This window comes from Treponema sp. OMZ 803, assembly GCF_024181165.1.
Lineage (GTDB): Bacteria > Spirochaetota > Spirochaetia > Treponematales > Treponemataceae > Treponema.
Genome location: NZ_CP051195.1, coordinates 1,747,012 through 1,760,301 on the forward strand (window position 1 = coordinate 1,747,012; position 13,290 = coordinate 1,760,301).

19 protein-coding genes and 1 tRNA gene are annotated in these 13,290 nt (G+C 45.8%); 15 read left to right on the plus strand and 5 right to left on the minus strand.

Features of this window, described 5'->3' with window-relative positions; genetic code table 11:
• Positions 1 to 74: 74 nt before the first annotated feature.
• Together ABH09_RS07835 and ABH09_RS07840 are read left to right on the plus strand one after the other, a co-directional pair.
• A complete protein-coding gene (locus ABH09_RS07835) occupies positions 75 to 725 on the plus strand; it encodes a Crp/Fnr family transcriptional regulator (protein ID WP_253713980.1) in 651 nt (216 codons plus the stop codon).
• Positions 726 to 941: 216 nt separating this feature from the next.
• Positions 942 to 1,015, plus strand: a tRNA-Ile gene (locus ABH09_RS07840).
• Positions 1,016 to 1,122: 107 nt separating this feature from the next.
• On the opposite strand, the gene ABH09_RS07845 is transcribed toward ABH09_RS07840, so the two are convergent.
• Complete coding sequence (locus tag ABH09_RS07845; RefSeq protein WP_253713981.1) at positions 1,123 to 1,893, minus strand: radical SAM protein; 771 nt, start codon at positions 1,891 to 1,893, stop codon at positions 1,123 to 1,125.
• Between the two features lie 3 nt (positions 1,894 to 1,896).
• On the minus strand, positions 1,897 to 2,409 hold the full coding sequence (gene nrdD, locus ABH09_RS07850; protein ID WP_253713982.1) for a glutaredoxin family protein: 513 nt from the start codon (positions 2,407 to 2,409) through the stop codon (positions 1,897 to 1,899).
• A 275-nt stretch (positions 2,410 to 2,684) separates the two neighbouring features.
• Between nrdD and rpsP the strand changes: the two genes are divergently transcribed.
• Genes rpsP through ABH09_RS07905 form a run of 11 tightly spaced genes read left to right on the plus strand, consistent with a single transcriptional unit; the run spans position 2,685 to position 8,262 of the window.
• Positions 2,685 to 2,933 (plus strand): 30S ribosomal protein S16, encoded by a 249-nt coding sequence (rpsP, locus tag ABH09_RS07855; protein WP_044012752.1) that lies wholly within the window; start codon positions 2,685 to 2,687, stop codon positions 2,931 to 2,933.
• Between the two features lie 14 nt (positions 2,934 to 2,947).
• The gene (locus tag ABH09_RS07860) at positions 2,948 to 3,181 is read left to right on the plus strand and encodes a KH domain-containing protein (RefSeq protein WP_006188554.1); all 234 of its coding nucleotides are present in this window, start codon (positions 2,948 to 2,950) and stop codon (positions 3,179 to 3,181) included.
• Positions 3,181 to 3,705: a ribosome maturation factor RimM gene (gene rimM, locus ABH09_RS07865; RefSeq protein ID WP_162663780.1), complete on the plus strand. Its 525-nt coding sequence runs from the start codon at positions 3,181 to 3,183 to the stop codon at positions 3,703 to 3,705. The genes ABH09_RS07860 and rimM overlap by 1 nt, the downstream gene beginning before the upstream one ends.
• Complete coding sequence (gene trmD, locus ABH09_RS07870; RefSeq protein WP_253713983.1) at positions 3,702 to 4,448, plus strand: tRNA (guanosine(37)-N1)-methyltransferase TrmD; 747 nt, start codon at positions 3,702 to 3,704, stop codon at positions 4,446 to 4,448. Before rimM ends, trmD begins: the two co-directional genes overlap by 4 nt.
• Positions 4,426 to 4,785, plus strand: a complete 360-nt coding sequence (gene rplS / locus ABH09_RS07875) for a 50S ribosomal protein L19 (RefSeq protein WP_253713984.1) — start codon at positions 4,426 to 4,428, stop codon at positions 4,783 to 4,785. Before trmD ends, rplS begins: the two co-directional genes overlap by 23 nt.
• Before the next feature lie 5 nt (positions 4,786 to 4,790).
• A complete protein-coding gene (locus ABH09_RS07880) occupies positions 4,791 to 5,768 on the plus strand; it encodes a hypothetical protein (RefSeq protein ID WP_253713985.1) in 978 nt (325 codons plus the stop codon).
• A gap of 55 nt (positions 5,769 to 5,823) precedes the next feature.
• Positions 5,824 to 6,099, plus strand: a complete 276-nt coding sequence (locus tag ABH09_RS07885) for an EscU/YscU/HrcU family type III secretion system export apparatus switch protein (RefSeq protein ID WP_162663784.1) — start codon at positions 5,824 to 5,826, stop codon at positions 6,097 to 6,099.
• On the plus strand, positions 6,083 to 7,315 hold the full coding sequence (locus tag ABH09_RS07890) for an HD-GYP domain-containing protein (RefSeq protein ID WP_162663785.1): 1,233 nt from the start codon (positions 6,083 to 6,085) through the stop codon (positions 7,313 to 7,315). The genes ABH09_RS07885 and ABH09_RS07890 overlap by 17 nt, the downstream gene beginning before the upstream one ends.
• Positions 7,312 to 7,686 (plus strand): YraN family protein, encoded by a 375-nt coding sequence (locus ABH09_RS07895; protein WP_253713986.1) that lies wholly within the window; start codon positions 7,312 to 7,314, stop codon positions 7,684 to 7,686. The genes ABH09_RS07890 and ABH09_RS07895 overlap by 4 nt, the downstream gene beginning before the upstream one ends.
• Positions 7,683 to 7,859 (plus strand): hypothetical protein, encoded by a 177-nt coding sequence (locus ABH09_RS07900; RefSeq protein ID WP_203232396.1) that lies wholly within the window; start codon positions 7,683 to 7,685, stop codon positions 7,857 to 7,859. Before ABH09_RS07895 ends, ABH09_RS07900 begins: the two co-directional genes overlap by 4 nt.
• Position 7,860: 1 nt before the next feature.
• A complete protein-coding gene (locus ABH09_RS07905; RefSeq protein WP_162663786.1) occupies positions 7,861 to 8,262 on the plus strand; it encodes a hypothetical protein in 402 nt (133 codons plus the stop codon).
• Positions 8,263 to 8,412: 150 nt separating this feature from the next.
• Here the strand turns inward: ABH09_RS07905 and leuS are convergent, their stop codons facing one another.
• From leuS to rd, 3 genes are all read right to left on the minus strand, one after another.
• Positions 8,413 to 10,983 (minus strand): leucine--tRNA ligase, encoded by a 2,571-nt coding sequence (gene leuS, locus ABH09_RS07910; RefSeq protein WP_253713987.1) that lies wholly within the window; start codon positions 10,981 to 10,983, stop codon positions 8,413 to 8,415.
• A 195-nt stretch (positions 10,984 to 11,178) separates the two neighbouring features.
• A complete protein-coding gene (locus ABH09_RS07915) occupies positions 11,179 to 11,463 on the minus strand; it encodes a hypothetical protein (RefSeq protein WP_162663787.1) in 285 nt (94 codons plus the stop codon).
• Between the two features lie 15 nt (positions 11,464 to 11,478).
• On the minus strand, positions 11,479 to 11,637 hold the full coding sequence (gene rd, locus ABH09_RS07920) for a rubredoxin (protein ID WP_162663788.1): 159 nt from the start codon (positions 11,635 to 11,637) through the stop codon (positions 11,479 to 11,481).
• 199 nt (positions 11,638 to 11,836) lie between these two features.
• On the opposite strand from rd, the gene ABH09_RS07925 reads away from it, so the two are divergent.
• Both ABH09_RS07925 and ABH09_RS07930 read left to right on the plus strand, forming a co-directional pair.
• Complete coding sequence (locus tag ABH09_RS07925) at positions 11,837 to 12,220, plus strand: hypothetical protein (protein ID WP_253713988.1); 384 nt, start codon at positions 11,837 to 11,839, stop codon at positions 12,218 to 12,220.
• Between the two features lie 45 nt (positions 12,221 to 12,265).
• Complete coding sequence (locus ABH09_RS07930) at positions 12,266 to 13,258, plus strand: radical SAM protein (RefSeq protein WP_253713989.1); 993 nt, start codon at positions 12,266 to 12,268, stop codon at positions 13,256 to 13,258.
• Positions 13,259 to 13,290: the final 32 nt, after the last annotated feature.

A 13,290-nucleotide genomic window follows, 5' to 3' on the forward strand; every position in this document is an offset into this window, starting at 1 on the left:
GAAAACCTCTAAAAACGGAAGTTTTTAGAGGTTCCTTTTAAAAAGCCCCGCATACTATGCAAAGGAAGGACGCTGTGAATCCGTTATTCAAAGATATTCCCGCAAAGGAACTGGAAACCTATCTTACCGCCGTCAAGGCAAAGACTGCCATCTATCCAAAAGACAGCTTTATTTTCTTTGAAGGCGACCTTCCCAAAGCATTGTTCATCCTAAAATCGGGGGCTGTTCAAATCGAAAAAAACGGTATCGACGGCAAACGGACTATTATGAACCGCTTTGAAACACCGGAAACCGTCTTCGGTGAAGTGTACGCCTTCCTGCAATCAGTTCCGTACGATTATTCATGTAGAATAATTGCCGATGCGAAAATCCTCAGTATTCCGGCAAACATATTTTTTGCTTCTGCAACACTACCCGCCGTACAAACAAAAATTGTACAGAATCTTTTATCTATCCTTGCGCATAAAGCCTATTTCCTAAACCAGAAGCTGTTGATATTCTCTTCATTTACACTGCGTAAAAAAATAGCCGTGTATCTGTTGCAGCAAGCACACGGTCAGCCTAAAATAACGCTCAAACTAAACCGAGAAGCTATGGCCGAATATCTCGCCGTCCCGCGCCCTTCCCTATCCCGTGAATTGATGAATATGCAAAAAGACAAGCTGCTCACCATATCCAAAGATACCGTAACCGTTAACATCGACAAACTCGAAGATCTTGCATAAATCAATTCTACAGATAGCCGGTTCTAAGTAACGAAATTCTTAAAACTGTATAGAGTATATCACAACAAAAATGAGAATTCGGTAGCATTTGTTACCGCATTGGTATTTTAATATCTCGGCGATAGAATATTATGAAAAAATAGTAATACCTCTCAGATAATTTCGATACGATTACCTTGACTAAAGCCGCAAAATAAATTACTATAGTGCTTCCTTGGGCCTATAGCTCAGTTGGTTAGAGCAGCGGACTCATAATCCGCGGGTCGCCGGTTCAAGTCCAGCTGGGCCCATTTTCCCCCTCACAACAATTTCTACAAGTAACACCGGAGCGGAACCTACAGCATTACGCTGTAGAGAACTCACGATTTTCTATCCATTTTTATAAATTGCAAATTGATTAACGTAATCTACTATTGGGAATCTTTGTTCCGGCAAGACGAATGAGTTCTTCTGTTTCAGCCTGTGTATATGGACGAATTGTATTCCATGCGGGATTAAGACAGTTCCCCGGTAAAAAGGGAGCAAAAAACCATGCGGCATCGGAAGGGAGCAATGCTGAAATAGCACGTATATCCTCGGCAGCTACAAGCGGCGGTACAAGAACGGTTCTATATTCGATTTCTACCGGCCGACAGAACGTGTGCTTTTCCTGCAAAATCATCAACGTCCGTTTTAGTGCAGCTTCAGGCTGTTCAGCCGACGGCTCAGTTCCTGCCGGGCAACAAAATTTGAGTTCATGATAACGGGCAGGAGCAGTCTTTATATCGACGGCTATCATATCGGGACAGAGCGCGTCGTCGTGCAGAAGCGAATACACTTTATCCGACAATAAACCATTTGTATCAATCTTAACGGCAAGCCCTGCCTTTCGTGCCCGTAGAATAAGTTCCGGTAAAACCGGAGAAAGAAGTGCTTCACCGCCCGAAATAACAAGTCCATGCAATACCGACTTCCGCTTTTCGATATGTTCATAGACCGCTTCAATCGGTACGTAGTCATTCGTACCGCTCCCCAATGACTTACCGGCAGGACCTTCCGAAACAGACGCACATACGAGCTCGCCGTTATAGCAATACGGGCAGCGCAAGTTACAGCCGGGCAGAAAAACCGCAGCAGCAACCTTGCGCGGATAGTTGACAAGTGTGGTTTTCTGCAGACCGACATTCATAGCTTACGCGATAACTGCTTCAGCCGTATATGGGGTTAAGCGATACGCTTTAAGATCGGCAACCGAATATGCACGGGAAAGTTCTTTTTCCGATTCATTATACATGATAACGGTAGGACAGGATCGGACGCCGTGCTTTGCAGCTGCTTTAATACCTTCTTCGGTGTCGGCATCGATATAACGGATATCAATACCGAGATTATTGCAGTAATCTTTAACAGGTGGGCAGTTGGGACACGTCTTCCGCGTATACACCTCAAAAAAGGCAGGATATTGAATTGATGTTGTTCCCGTATCCACTACGGTACTTTGCCCTGCATAGAGGGGCGTTTTAGGATTTTCGTGTTCGAACATTTTCCGCTCTGAAAACTCTTCACGCTTGCCCTTATTCCAGTTACGGACGGAACGGTAATAACCGACTATGCGTGCATATACTTCCGTTGTAGAACCGTGTACATTTTGCAGCTCCGACTGTGCAGCTGCAATATCAGCATCGATTGCTTCTCTTGTTCTCATGGTATCTTACCCACCTTTTATAGAGATATGTTTCACTATATAAGTTTATCTATATAGTGTTAATTATGCTTACATTTGTGATGATACCCCCATATATAGTGTATGTCAAGTAGTCAAATAAAATCTCGCTTTGCAGTAAAACTCGATGTCCTATAGTTGACCAAGTATCGGTTTTCATGTACTATAGCCTGTATTTTATTCTTGTAGGAACATTCCTAAAAGCGGCTGTTTTTAGTAGTTCCCACCATAAATAATTAATTTCCGGGAGGATTAACGTGAGCGTAAAAATCAGACTCAAGAAATTCGGAACAAAAAAGCGCCCATATTACCGCATCGTGGTACAGGATGTCCGTGAACCCCGTGATGGTAAAACCATTGACGAAGTAGGCATCTATCATCCTATTGAAGCGGAAGATCAGCAGATTGCTTTTGATGCCGATAAAGTACGCGGTTGGCTTAATAAAGGCGCTCAGCCGACCGACACGGTTCGTCACTTGCTCAACAAAAAACAATTCACGTTATAGGTCGGCTATCGAACATGGAACGTGATTTAGTCGAGTACATTGCAAAGTCGCTTGTTGATGATCCCAGTGCCGTTTCCGTATCGGAAAAAGAGACCGACCGCGGTATTGTGCTGGAATTGCGCGTTGCAAGCGGTGATGTAGGAAAGGTAATCGGAAAATTCGGAAGGGTTGCTCAGGCAATTCGGACGCTGCTTATGGCATCAGCCGGTCGGAGTGGAACCCGTTATTTGCTGGAAATTCTTGATTAATGGACTGGCTCATAACCGGTAGGATTCGGGGCACATTCGGTCTTGAAGGCTTCCTTAAAATTGAAAGCTGTTCGGGCGAATATGAACATTTTCTAAACTTAAAAGAGATAAAACTGCAGTTTCCATCCGAGGGGACGGGAACACAGCATCCCGAACTATTCTATCAGGTTGAAGAGTGCGTTGTCCGCAATGCGGACGCGTTATTAAAACTACGAGGTATCGATTCGCCTGAGGCGGCAAAAAAGCTACACGGAGCGGATATATTGGTTCCTCGCGATATGGCTTGCCCGCTCGAACGCGGCGAGTTTTATATCAATGATCTTTGTAATTCTGTCCTTGTGTACAAAGGAAATTCTGTGGGTACAATTGCAGATGTAGTGGAAGGCGGAGGCGGATTGTTATTGGAAGTCTCCGAGGCTGCAACAGGCAGAACCGTGTATGTTCCGTTTCGTTCCCAATTTATTGGAAAGATAAACATACCGGTAAAGCAGGTTGAGCTTATGCACCGCTGGATTCTCGAATGAGATTCAATGTGCTGACCTTGTTCCCCGAAATCCCCGCCGCCTTTTTCGAATCGTCGATCATGGCGAAGGCGGTCGAACGGGGGCTTATTACCTACAATCTGGTGAATATCCGCGACTTTGCTTACGACAAGCATCGAACCTGTGATGATCTAACCTACGGCGGCGGGGCGGGAATGCTCCTATTGCCGCAGCCGCTTTCGCTCGCACTCGATTCTGTGCAGGCAGCCGAAAAACGAGTTATCTATGTAACTCCTTCCGGTAAACCTTTCACCCAAGTGTGTGCAGCGGAGCTTGCACGAGAACAAGAACTCGTGTTTATCTGCGGCCGCTACGAAGGAATTGATCAGCGGATCATCGACGAATACGTTGACGATGAAATTTCGCTCGGCGACTACGTCATGTCCTCAGGTGAACTTGCTGCGCTCGTAATAATAGACGCGGTGTATCGCTTGATCGACGGCGTTATTTCCCGCGAATCCCTTGAAGAGGAGAGTTTTTCCGACGGTTTGTTGGAATACCCCCAGTACACACGGCCGCAGATATTCAGGGACAGGGCTGTTCCTGAAGTGCTTCTGTCCGGCCACCACGAACACATTCGTAAATGGCGGCTTGAACAGCGGATTAGAAAGACGCTTGCCATGCGTCCCGACTTGCTGACGGCAATTCGTAGTTCACCTGAATGGACAAAAGAAGCGGAACTTATTTTACAGGAGATAACAAATGGCAGAGAATTTAATTCGTAAGATTGAAGAAAAACAAAAGATTGTCGAAAAACCTTCTTTTAAAGTAGGCGACACCGTAAAGGTACACTTCAAGATTATTGAAGGGAAAACCGAACGTATTCAGATATATGAAGGACTGGTACTGTGCTTTAAAAATGCCGGTATCGGCCGGACATTCACGGTAAGAAAGAATTCTTACGGCGTCGGCGTAGAGCGTGTATTTCCGCTCCACTCACCGCGTATCGCAAAGGTAGAAGTGGTGCATGCCGGTAAGGTTCGCCGTGGCAAGCTCTACTACATCCGCGAGAAGATCGGTAAGGCTGCAAAGATTAAGACACTTCTGCAAAAGAAGAACTAGCGGATATGCAGCCCACAGCGGAACGGCCGGCGCTTCTGATTCCATTACATCGGAATGAGGCACTTAACGCGGCCGTTCTTTTCCAAGGAGACAAAGCCGCCGGTTTTACCGAAAATGAACCGGTAACGGTTCGGGTGCTGTCGATCCTTAAAAACAATACGGTGCGGATTACCGTTAAAGGTTCCGTACTACAGGCACAGACAAAAGCTCTTTCTCAAGATATTAGGGAAGGGGCTTTTTTATTGATGCGCGTCCATATTGCCGGCAATACGGTTATGTTAACGCCGTATCAGAAATCTATACCGCATTCGTTGCCGCATGGTGATGTATTCTCCCAGCTCGGCATACCGCAGTCCGACCTCGCGGTAACATTGATCGCTTTTTTTCGTCAAAATGAACAGCCGTTACAATCCCGCCCGCTCTTAAAAATCCTTTCTTCACTCTATGCGTTCGCCCCGCACGAAAAAAAAGCAGCTTTTGCTGCTGCCCTCCTCTACTCCCGCGGCATAGAACCTTTACCGCAGCTAATTGAGCAATGCCTTGCAGCCATGTTTGCCCTTCCCGGCAAACAGCATGAAAATCTGACCGACTCATCGGAGGATGCCGACCTCTTCCGCTTTCTCAATCATGTAAAAACAGGCAAAAACCACTGGGTGGTATTTCCGTTTGAAAAACAGCTCAACACACTCTGGAGAGGTTCAGCGGCTTTTTTGCTTGATCTGCAAGACGCCATATGTCTTGAATGCTGCCTACGGGTACGAAGTGAAGAACAACAAGAAGCATGGACATTTGTGCTCAAGAATAACCAATGCTTTTTTTCCTATCGAGGACAAGAAGAACTTTCAACACAGAAGCAGAAAAATCTCGCAACTTTGCTGCACGACTGTCTGGAATCTGCAGGAGTTACTTCCTATACCGTACATTATGCCGATAATAATATGGAAGAGAATCATACCCTTGCATCAATCGATATATCAGTGTAGAATAATCTAGGAGTAGATGTGACTTTTTATTACCATGGAGATAAAAAGCAATAGTATGGACAAGGGGCGAGATTGCTCGGTTGCATTGTCATATACATTCGGAGAAGATATTCCGATGATTACCGCCTCGGGGCGCGGTGCTATTGCACGAAAGATACGAGAAATTGCCGATAAATGTCATATTCCCCTCATCAATAACCCTCTGCTGGCAGAAGTGTTGGTTGATACCGAAATAGGATCTTGTATTCCTGAAGAGACATATCAAGCAGTTGCCGCTATTTTTGCATTTCTTCAAAAAAAGGATGGAATAACCGGTGCTAAGACGAATTAAGGTAGAAGATTTAAAAGAAGGCATGATATTTTCTGAGCCGCTATTCTTTGATGACGGCAAGAACAGAGTCCTGGGCAAAGGGCATCCTGTTTCTGAACGTGAACTATCGGTATTAAAGCAATGGAAAGTTCCCTTTGTTATGACAGCAGGGAAAAGTATAAAAAAGAGTGCAGAAGTAACGGAACTAGTTGAAGAATTAGATACACTACCCGACGAAGGAGGATCTCCTACTGCTAAGACAGCTGACAAAAATACTAAAAAGAAGACAACGGAAGAAAGTACCATTTTACAACTGCCGGATATTTTAACACACAGCGAACTCTATACTGAATATTTGGCAATTATCCTAACACTGGACATCTTTTTAACCGAAGTAAAAAACAGAAAAGCCATATCACCCCGACCTATAGATGGAATAGCCCTGAGACTGCGTAATTTGCTCGCAGCCAATAGACCACTTGCCATTTCATTTATCCTATCAGCCCAAATTCCTGAACGAGATATGGCAAAAGCTCTAGTCGATACTGCTATTTTAGCTGAAACCATCGCAAATTTTATGAATCTGCCCGAAGATTATATTGATGATATAATACTCGGTTCTCTGCTACACGATTGCGGTATGCTAAGGATTCCTGATGCCATTTTAAACAAAAAAACTGCGCTTTCGGATACTGAAATGCAAACTGTGGTTGCGCACACCGTCTATGGGTATAAAGCTGTATTATCGGAATTTGTGTATACCGAGCGTGTTGCAATGCTTGTTCTCGAGCACCATGAACGTTGGGACGGAAAAGGCTACCCCAATGGACTTGATAAAGATTCCATCGAAATAGGTGCCCGTATTATAGCTGTAGTAGACGCCTTTGTCGCAATGACTGCACGAAAGGCTTATCGCAACGCACTGCTCGGTTATGATGCAATGAAAACTCTACTTGCAGATAAAGGTCGCCGCTTTGATTACGAGGTCATCAAAGCAATGATTCAAAGTATTGGTGTATATCCCATCGGCTCAATAGTATTAATGAACGATACCTCCATCGTGCGTGTCGTCGGCACACACCCGGAAGCTCCCTTACGCCCGCTGATTAGGGTACTCATTGATGAAACCGGCCATCTTTATCCAAACAATAAGGGCAAACTTATCGATCTAAAGGAATATAAAAATACTTTTATTGTCAAGGCAATTGACCCACTTCAGTATCAACAAAAAAAATGATGGAAGAACGGCTGGGGCCGGCAGGTGAGACATTCGCAGAAAAATGGCTTGAACGGCAAGGGTACTCTATCATTGCCCGAAACTGGCGAACAAGAACAGGGGAAATTGACATCATAGCAGAAAAGGACGAAACGCTTGTCTTTTTTGAAGTAAAAACATTACCCCATACACCGCTTACGGACTTGGATATTATCGTTGGAAATAGAAAACAGGAAAGGATTTGTAAAACCGCTAAATATTTTCTCTTAACTCATCGAAAATATAACAAGATGCATATACGGTTTGATGTTCTTGTATTGCCGTTTGATCCACGGACAATAGAATCAGCTGAGCCGCTGCATCTAGAGAATGCTTTTGAGGACTATGTATGAATGTTGGCGTGTTTCCAAAAAAAGGGCGGTATACTCCCCGCAAATACTTTACCGAATCCGATTTTCGTGAAATGGAAACAAAACTCAATGACGAAACATATATTCAAGCGGCAATATACCGATTAGCATCGATATTGACCGAACAAATGATGTATATGAAGGATGAAGAATAATATGAATAATAGGCGGGGACATAGAAAAGAAAACCGTTATACAGAAAATACCACGGTGAATAACAAACCGTATATCAGTCCACAGCACGAGGATCCTACCGAACTTTTTACCTGCCCACGGTGCGGCAAACCGATCAAAGATTTAAGCGCCGCATTAGCGGATAAAACAGACGGCAAGCCTGTGCATTTCGATTGCGTATTAAATTTTTTAAAGCAAAACGAAGTCTTACATGAAAATGAAGCGATTTCGTATATCGGTCAAGGCAGATTTGCCGTTATCAAATACGCTTCAATGGTAACGATGAAAGAATTCACTATCGTTAGAATCATTGAGTGGGAAGATAAAAACCAGCGCGCAGAATGGCGGGGCACCATCGCCGACCGTTTCAGCTTAATCGATTAAGTGAATAGCCTTTCCGTTAGCCTTTTGAAAATAGTGGTACCGGATACAAGGCGCTGAGTGAACAACACCCGCAGGCGTACTTATTGTACGTCGAGGACTGTTGTTCACTCAGCAACGCCGTAGACGGTATGCATATTTTCAAAAGGAAAGTTAGACGACGATATTCACAATCTTATTCGGCACAACGATAATCTTTTTAGGCTGTTTATCGCCGAGGAAGCGCTGTGCGCCATCTGTTTTTAACGCGAGCGCTTCAAGCTCATCTTTCGGCAAATCGACGGCAGCTTGAAATTTATCGCGCACCTTTCCGTTGATTTGCACGACAATCGTACATTCGGAATCGATGCAAAACTTTTCGACAAACATCGGCCACTGCGTATATGCAATTGTTTCCGTATGCCCTAACTTCTCCCACAGCTCTTCGGCGAGGTGCGGTGCGTAGGGCGCGAGCAGCTTGACAAATGCCTCCCATGCAAAGCGAGGTACGGTCTGATATTTTCCGAGCGTGTTGATGAAAATCATCATCTGGCTGATTGCCGTATTAAAGTTGAGCGATGCGGTATCTTCGGTTATCTTTTTAATGGATTTATTGAGGAGCTTGGTAATTTCCGCATGTTCCGGCGTACTCATATCGTTTACCGGACAGGAAATAAGCTCTTTTTCGGAAAGAGCCCAGATTTTCTCCAAGAAGCGGAAAATACCGATCAACCCTTGCGTGTTCCACGGCTTGGACATATCGAGCGGCCCCATAAACATCTCATACATACGGCACGAATCGGCGCCGTATTGAGCGATCATCTCATCAGGATTGATGACATTTTTTAGGCTTTTCGACATCTTTGCGATAACCCGCTTCAACTTTTCGCCGGTACTCTTTTCTTCAAAAGCATCATCGCCGGTCTGCACAACCTCATCGACCGGCACGAGCGACCCGTTTGAACGCTGATACGCAAAGGAAGTGATCATTCCCTGATTCACCAACCGCATGAACGGTTCTTTGGTATGCACCACGCCTAAATCGTACAGTACCTTGTGCCAAAAGCGGGCATAGAGGAGGTGGAGTACCGCATGTTCCGCACCGCCGACGTAGAGATTAACAGGCATCCAATACGCTTCTTTTTCCTTGGCACAAAAACTGTGTGCATTATGAGGATCGAGATAGCGGAGATAGTACCAGCAGGAACCCGCCCATTGAGGCATGGTGTTTGTTTCGCGGCGGGCAGGGGCGCCGCAGTGCGGACACACGGTATTCACCCATTCGGGTATTTTGGCAAGCGGGCTTTCTCCCGTGTCGGAAGGGGTGTAGCTATCCGTTTCAGGCAAGGCAAGCGGTAAATCCTTTTCGTCCAGCGGAACCACGCCGCATTTCGGGCAATGCACCAACGGAATAGGCTCTCCCCAGTACCGCTGCCTGCTGAACACCCAGTCGCGGAGCTTATAATTGACGGCCTTTTTGCCGAAGCCGTTAGCGGCGGCGTAGTCGGTAACCCGCTCTATTGCTTCCCGCGTCGGCAGTCCGGTAAATTCGCCTGAATTTACCGCATAACCGTCGGCTGCGGTACATGCTTGCGGTACTGCGCGGTAATCGCCCGCCGCTCCCTTTTCCTTCCATTCAGCTTCGGATGCGACCGTTTGAATAACTGGCAGCGAAAAAACGTGAGCAAACTCCCAGTCGCGCTCATCATGCGCCGGAACCGCCATAATGGCGCCGGTTCCGTAAGAAACCAAAATATAATCGGAGATCCAAATCGGAATAGGTTCTTTTGTTAGCGGATTTACCGCATAGGCGCCGGTAAAGACGCCGGTTTTCTTTTTTGCAAGTTCAGTCCGTTCAAGGTCGGTTTTCTTTGCCGTCTCGTCAATATACTGCTGCACGGCGCCTTTTTGCGCCCCGCTAACAATGCGCATGACGAGCGGATGTTCCGGAGCAAGCACGAGGTAGGTTGCCCCGAAAATAGTATCCGGCCGAGTAGTATATACGGTAATCTTTTCGCTTTCGTGCGGAGCGGCAAGGTGAAAGTCTATTTCCGCTCCGGTGCTTTTGCCGATCCAATTCCGCTGCATCATCTTAACAGACTGAGGCCAATCCAGCTCTTCCAAGTCCTCAAGGAGCCGCTCTGCATACGCAGTAATCTTGAGCATCCACTGCCGAACATTCTTGCGGACAACCTGTGTGCCGCACCGTTCGCAGCAGCCTTCTTTCACTTCCTCATTCGCAAGACCGGTCAAACAGCTCGGGCACCAGTTAATCGGTGCTTCCGTTTCGTAGGCTAAACCTTTTTTATACAGCTGTAAAAATATCCACTGTGTCCAGCGGTAATAGTCCACATCCGAAGTTGCAAGCTCGCGATCCCAGTCGTAGGAAAAACCGAACGCCTGTATTTGCCTCCGGAAGGTGTCGATGTTTTCTTTTGTCGTAATACGCGGATGAGTACCGGTCTTAATGGCGTAATTTTCCGCCGGTAAGCCGAAGGAGTCAAACCCCATCGGATGCAGCACCGCATATCCGTTCATGCGGAGATACCGACAATAAATATCAGTTGCCGTATATCCTTCAGGATGTCCGACGTGCAAGCCTGCTCCCGACGGATACGGAAACATATCCAATACATACGCCCGTTTTTCCGGCGGATAATTTTCATCCTCGGTTACTTTAAACGTCTTATGATCTTTCCAATATTTTTGCCATTTTTTTTCAATATCGCCAAAAGGATACGGCATTATACAACTCCTTTGAGTAAAACATTTTAGAGGCACATTCAAAATAATAGGGGCTGTCCAGAAACTTCAGTTTTTGGACAGTTTCCTTAGATTTAGATGCGATGTTTAATATTAAGTCATTATTGTATAAAGACTTAATATTAAACTCGCGGGGATGTCGAAAAAGTAACCAACTTTCGAGACATCCCCATTCATTTATAGAAGGATTATTTTTTTACTGTTAGTTTTGGTAATACCGAATACCCGCAAAATATTTTCCGTGGTATAATCTGCATGAGCTAATTTATTATAATAATCCGTAACAGTTTGTAGCTCCTCTTGAGAATCATCGTAGGCGGCAAAAGCCGCTGCGCTGCGAAAAGCACCTGCTTCCAGCAATTCCTTTAAAGTCTTACCGCCGTTTTTAGTACGTCGTTCTTTATCAACTACCGCAGCCGCACCGTCATATCCGATTGTGCTGATAAAATCATTTTTTGTCATATTGTGCTACCTTGTTTAAACCTTTTTGAATCCGTCCTTTGAGACGCCGCAGAGCGGACATACCCACGTATCGGGCAAATCCTCAAACTGAGTACCCGGTTTAATATTACCCTCAGGATCACCAGCGCTCGGATCATACTCATAACCACATAAATCACATACATATTTATCCATACTCTACTCCTATAAAAACTTTTGCAGGACGTTTTAACATCCGAAAAAGTTTTTCGTAGGCTAATACTATACGGGTTTTACAGCGGTTTTACAAGTAGGAGAGAGGCTTGGGAGCGGCAACTGCTACAATAGAGGAATCCGTGCATCCACAAGGATTCTGCTTGCTTTTTACAAGTCTTTTTCTTATAGTAACAGCCTTATGAATATCCTCGAAAAATTTTATAGTGATGCACAGAGACGAACGGAAAAATTACCTGATCCTGCATTCCGGCAAGAATTATGTGAATTTTTTATTCAAACAATCCGCAGTTACGATAAAAGCCTGCTCCCGTTAGCGGAAGATTCAGCTGAGTATTGGTTGAGAACGCATTCCGCTGATACAAAAGAAGAGGCCGTTACTTGGTTCTATACCGTCTTTTCCCTCTTTGACGGCAGCTTCGGTAGCGATATGGATTTTTCCAATGAAGACTGGGAAGAACTACATACCATTATCTCGGCGGCAGCGGAAACACTCGATATGCAAACCGTAAGCGCCATTATGAGCATTATGGTTGAACGGCATAAGCTCCTCGGCGATTTCTAAAAGCGAAGTGAGCTTCTAAAGATACCATTAAATAGGAATAGCACTATGATACGGGATTTTTGCTGCGTAGAATATGAGCACTGTACCGCCTGTCCAAAGCGCTGCGGGGTAAATAGGAACGCCGGTGAACGCGGCTTTTGTGGAGAAACGGCGGAACTGCGCATTGCATGGGCAGGATTACACTTCGGAGAAGAACCTCCGGTAAGCGGCGCAGGCGGATCGGGAACAATATTCCTTACCGGCTGTAACCTCCGCTGCGTTTTTTGCCAAAACTTTCAAATTTCACAAGAGGGCATGGGACGTGCCGTAACGGAACGGGAATTTATCGAAATATGCCTCACACTTCAGAGCGCAGGCGCGGAAAACATCAACATCGTTACGGGCAGCCATGCGATACCGGCTTTGGGGGCAGGGCTCCGAGCCGCAAAACAGCACGGCTTAACTATTCCCATCGTCTGGAACTCCTCCGCATACGAAACGGTAGAAGCACTCGAATCGATTGCGGACACCGTCGACGGCTGGCTCCCCGATCTCAAAACGCTTAATACCGAAACATCCCGCCGCGTTTTTGCCGCTCCGGATTATCCCGAACAAGCCTGTGCTGCAATCAAGACAATGGCGCGGCTTTCTCCCCTCAACCTTACACCGCCCGATGAACGGTATCCGTTCGGTAAAATGCTGTCGGGTGTTATTGTCCGGCATCTCGCACTTCCGGGAAAATTAGAGGATTCGCAAGCAGTACTCCGTTGGTTTGCCCAAAGGCTGAAAAGCAAGGCGCTGCTTTCGCTGATGACTCAGTACACGCCCATTACGGCAAATCCGAAAGCGCGGCGTATCGATGCTTTTTCCAACCGCCTACTCAACGAATCCGAGGACATCAGATTGCGCACTTTTCTTGAAGATTTAAACATCGACGACGGGTTTTATCAGGAATTAGTAAGCGACTTGGATTGGCTCCCCGACTTTAACCGCATACAAACCTTTTCTTCCACACTGTCAAAACCGCTCTGGCATTGGAAGACCGGCTGGGTGCATTAACGTTTATTTTCAGCCGCACCATTTCAGTGCGC

Coding starts and splice junctions, on each gene's coding strand:
- ABH09_RS07845 (WP_253713981.1), bottom strand. CDS start 1,893: ATGAATGTCGGTCTGCAGAAAACCACACTTGTCAACTATCCGCGCAAG.
- nrdD (WP_253713982.1), bottom strand. CDS start 2,409: ATGAGAACAAGAGAAGCAATCGATGCTGATATTGCAGCTGCACAGTCG.
- ABH09_RS07860 (WP_006188554.1), top strand. CDS start 2,948: ATGGAACGTGATTTAGTCGAGTACATTGCAAAGTCGCTTGTTGATGAT.
- rimM (WP_162663780.1), top strand. CDS start 3,181: ATGGACTGGCTCATAACCGGTAGGATTCGGGGCACATTCGGTCTTGAA.
- trmD (WP_253713983.1), top strand. CDS start 3,702: ATGAGATTCAATGTGCTGACCTTGTTCCCCGAAATCCCCGCCGCCTTT.
- rplS (WP_253713984.1), top strand. CDS start 4,426: ATGGCAGAGAATTTAATTCGTAAGATTGAAGAAAAACAAAAGATTGTC.
- ABH09_RS07880 (WP_253713985.1), top strand. CDS start 4,791: ATGCAGCCCACAGCGGAACGGCCGGCGCTTCTGATTCCATTACATCGG.
- ABH09_RS07885 (WP_162663784.1), top strand. CDS start 5,824: ATGGACAAGGGGCGAGATTGCTCGGTTGCATTGTCATATACATTCGGA.
- ABH09_RS07895 (WP_253713986.1), top strand. CDS start 7,312: ATGATGGAAGAACGGCTGGGGCCGGCAGGTGAGACATTCGCAGAAAAA.
- ABH09_RS07900 (WP_203232396.1), top strand. CDS start 7,683: ATGAATGTTGGCGTGTTTCCAAAAAAAGGGCGGTATACTCCCCGCAAA.
- ABH09_RS07905 (WP_162663786.1), top strand. CDS start 7,861: ATGAATAATAGGCGGGGACATAGAAAAGAAAACCGTTATACAGAAAAT.
- leuS (WP_253713987.1), bottom strand. CDS start 10,983: ATGCCGTATCCTTTTGGCGATATTGAAAAAAAATGGCAAAAATATTGG.
- ABH09_RS07915 (WP_162663787.1), bottom strand. CDS start 11,463: ATGACAAAAAATGATTTTATCAGCACAATCGGATATGACGGTGCGGCT.
- rd (WP_162663788.1), bottom strand. CDS start 11,637: ATGGATAAATATGTATGTGATTTATGTGGTTATGAGTATGATCCGAGC.
- ABH09_RS07925 (WP_253713988.1), top strand. CDS start 11,837: ATGAATATCCTCGAAAAATTTTATAGTGATGCACAGAGACGAACGGAA.
- ABH09_RS07930 (WP_253713989.1), top strand. CDS start 12,266: ATGATACGGGATTTTTGCTGCGTAGAATATGAGCACTGTACCGCCTGT.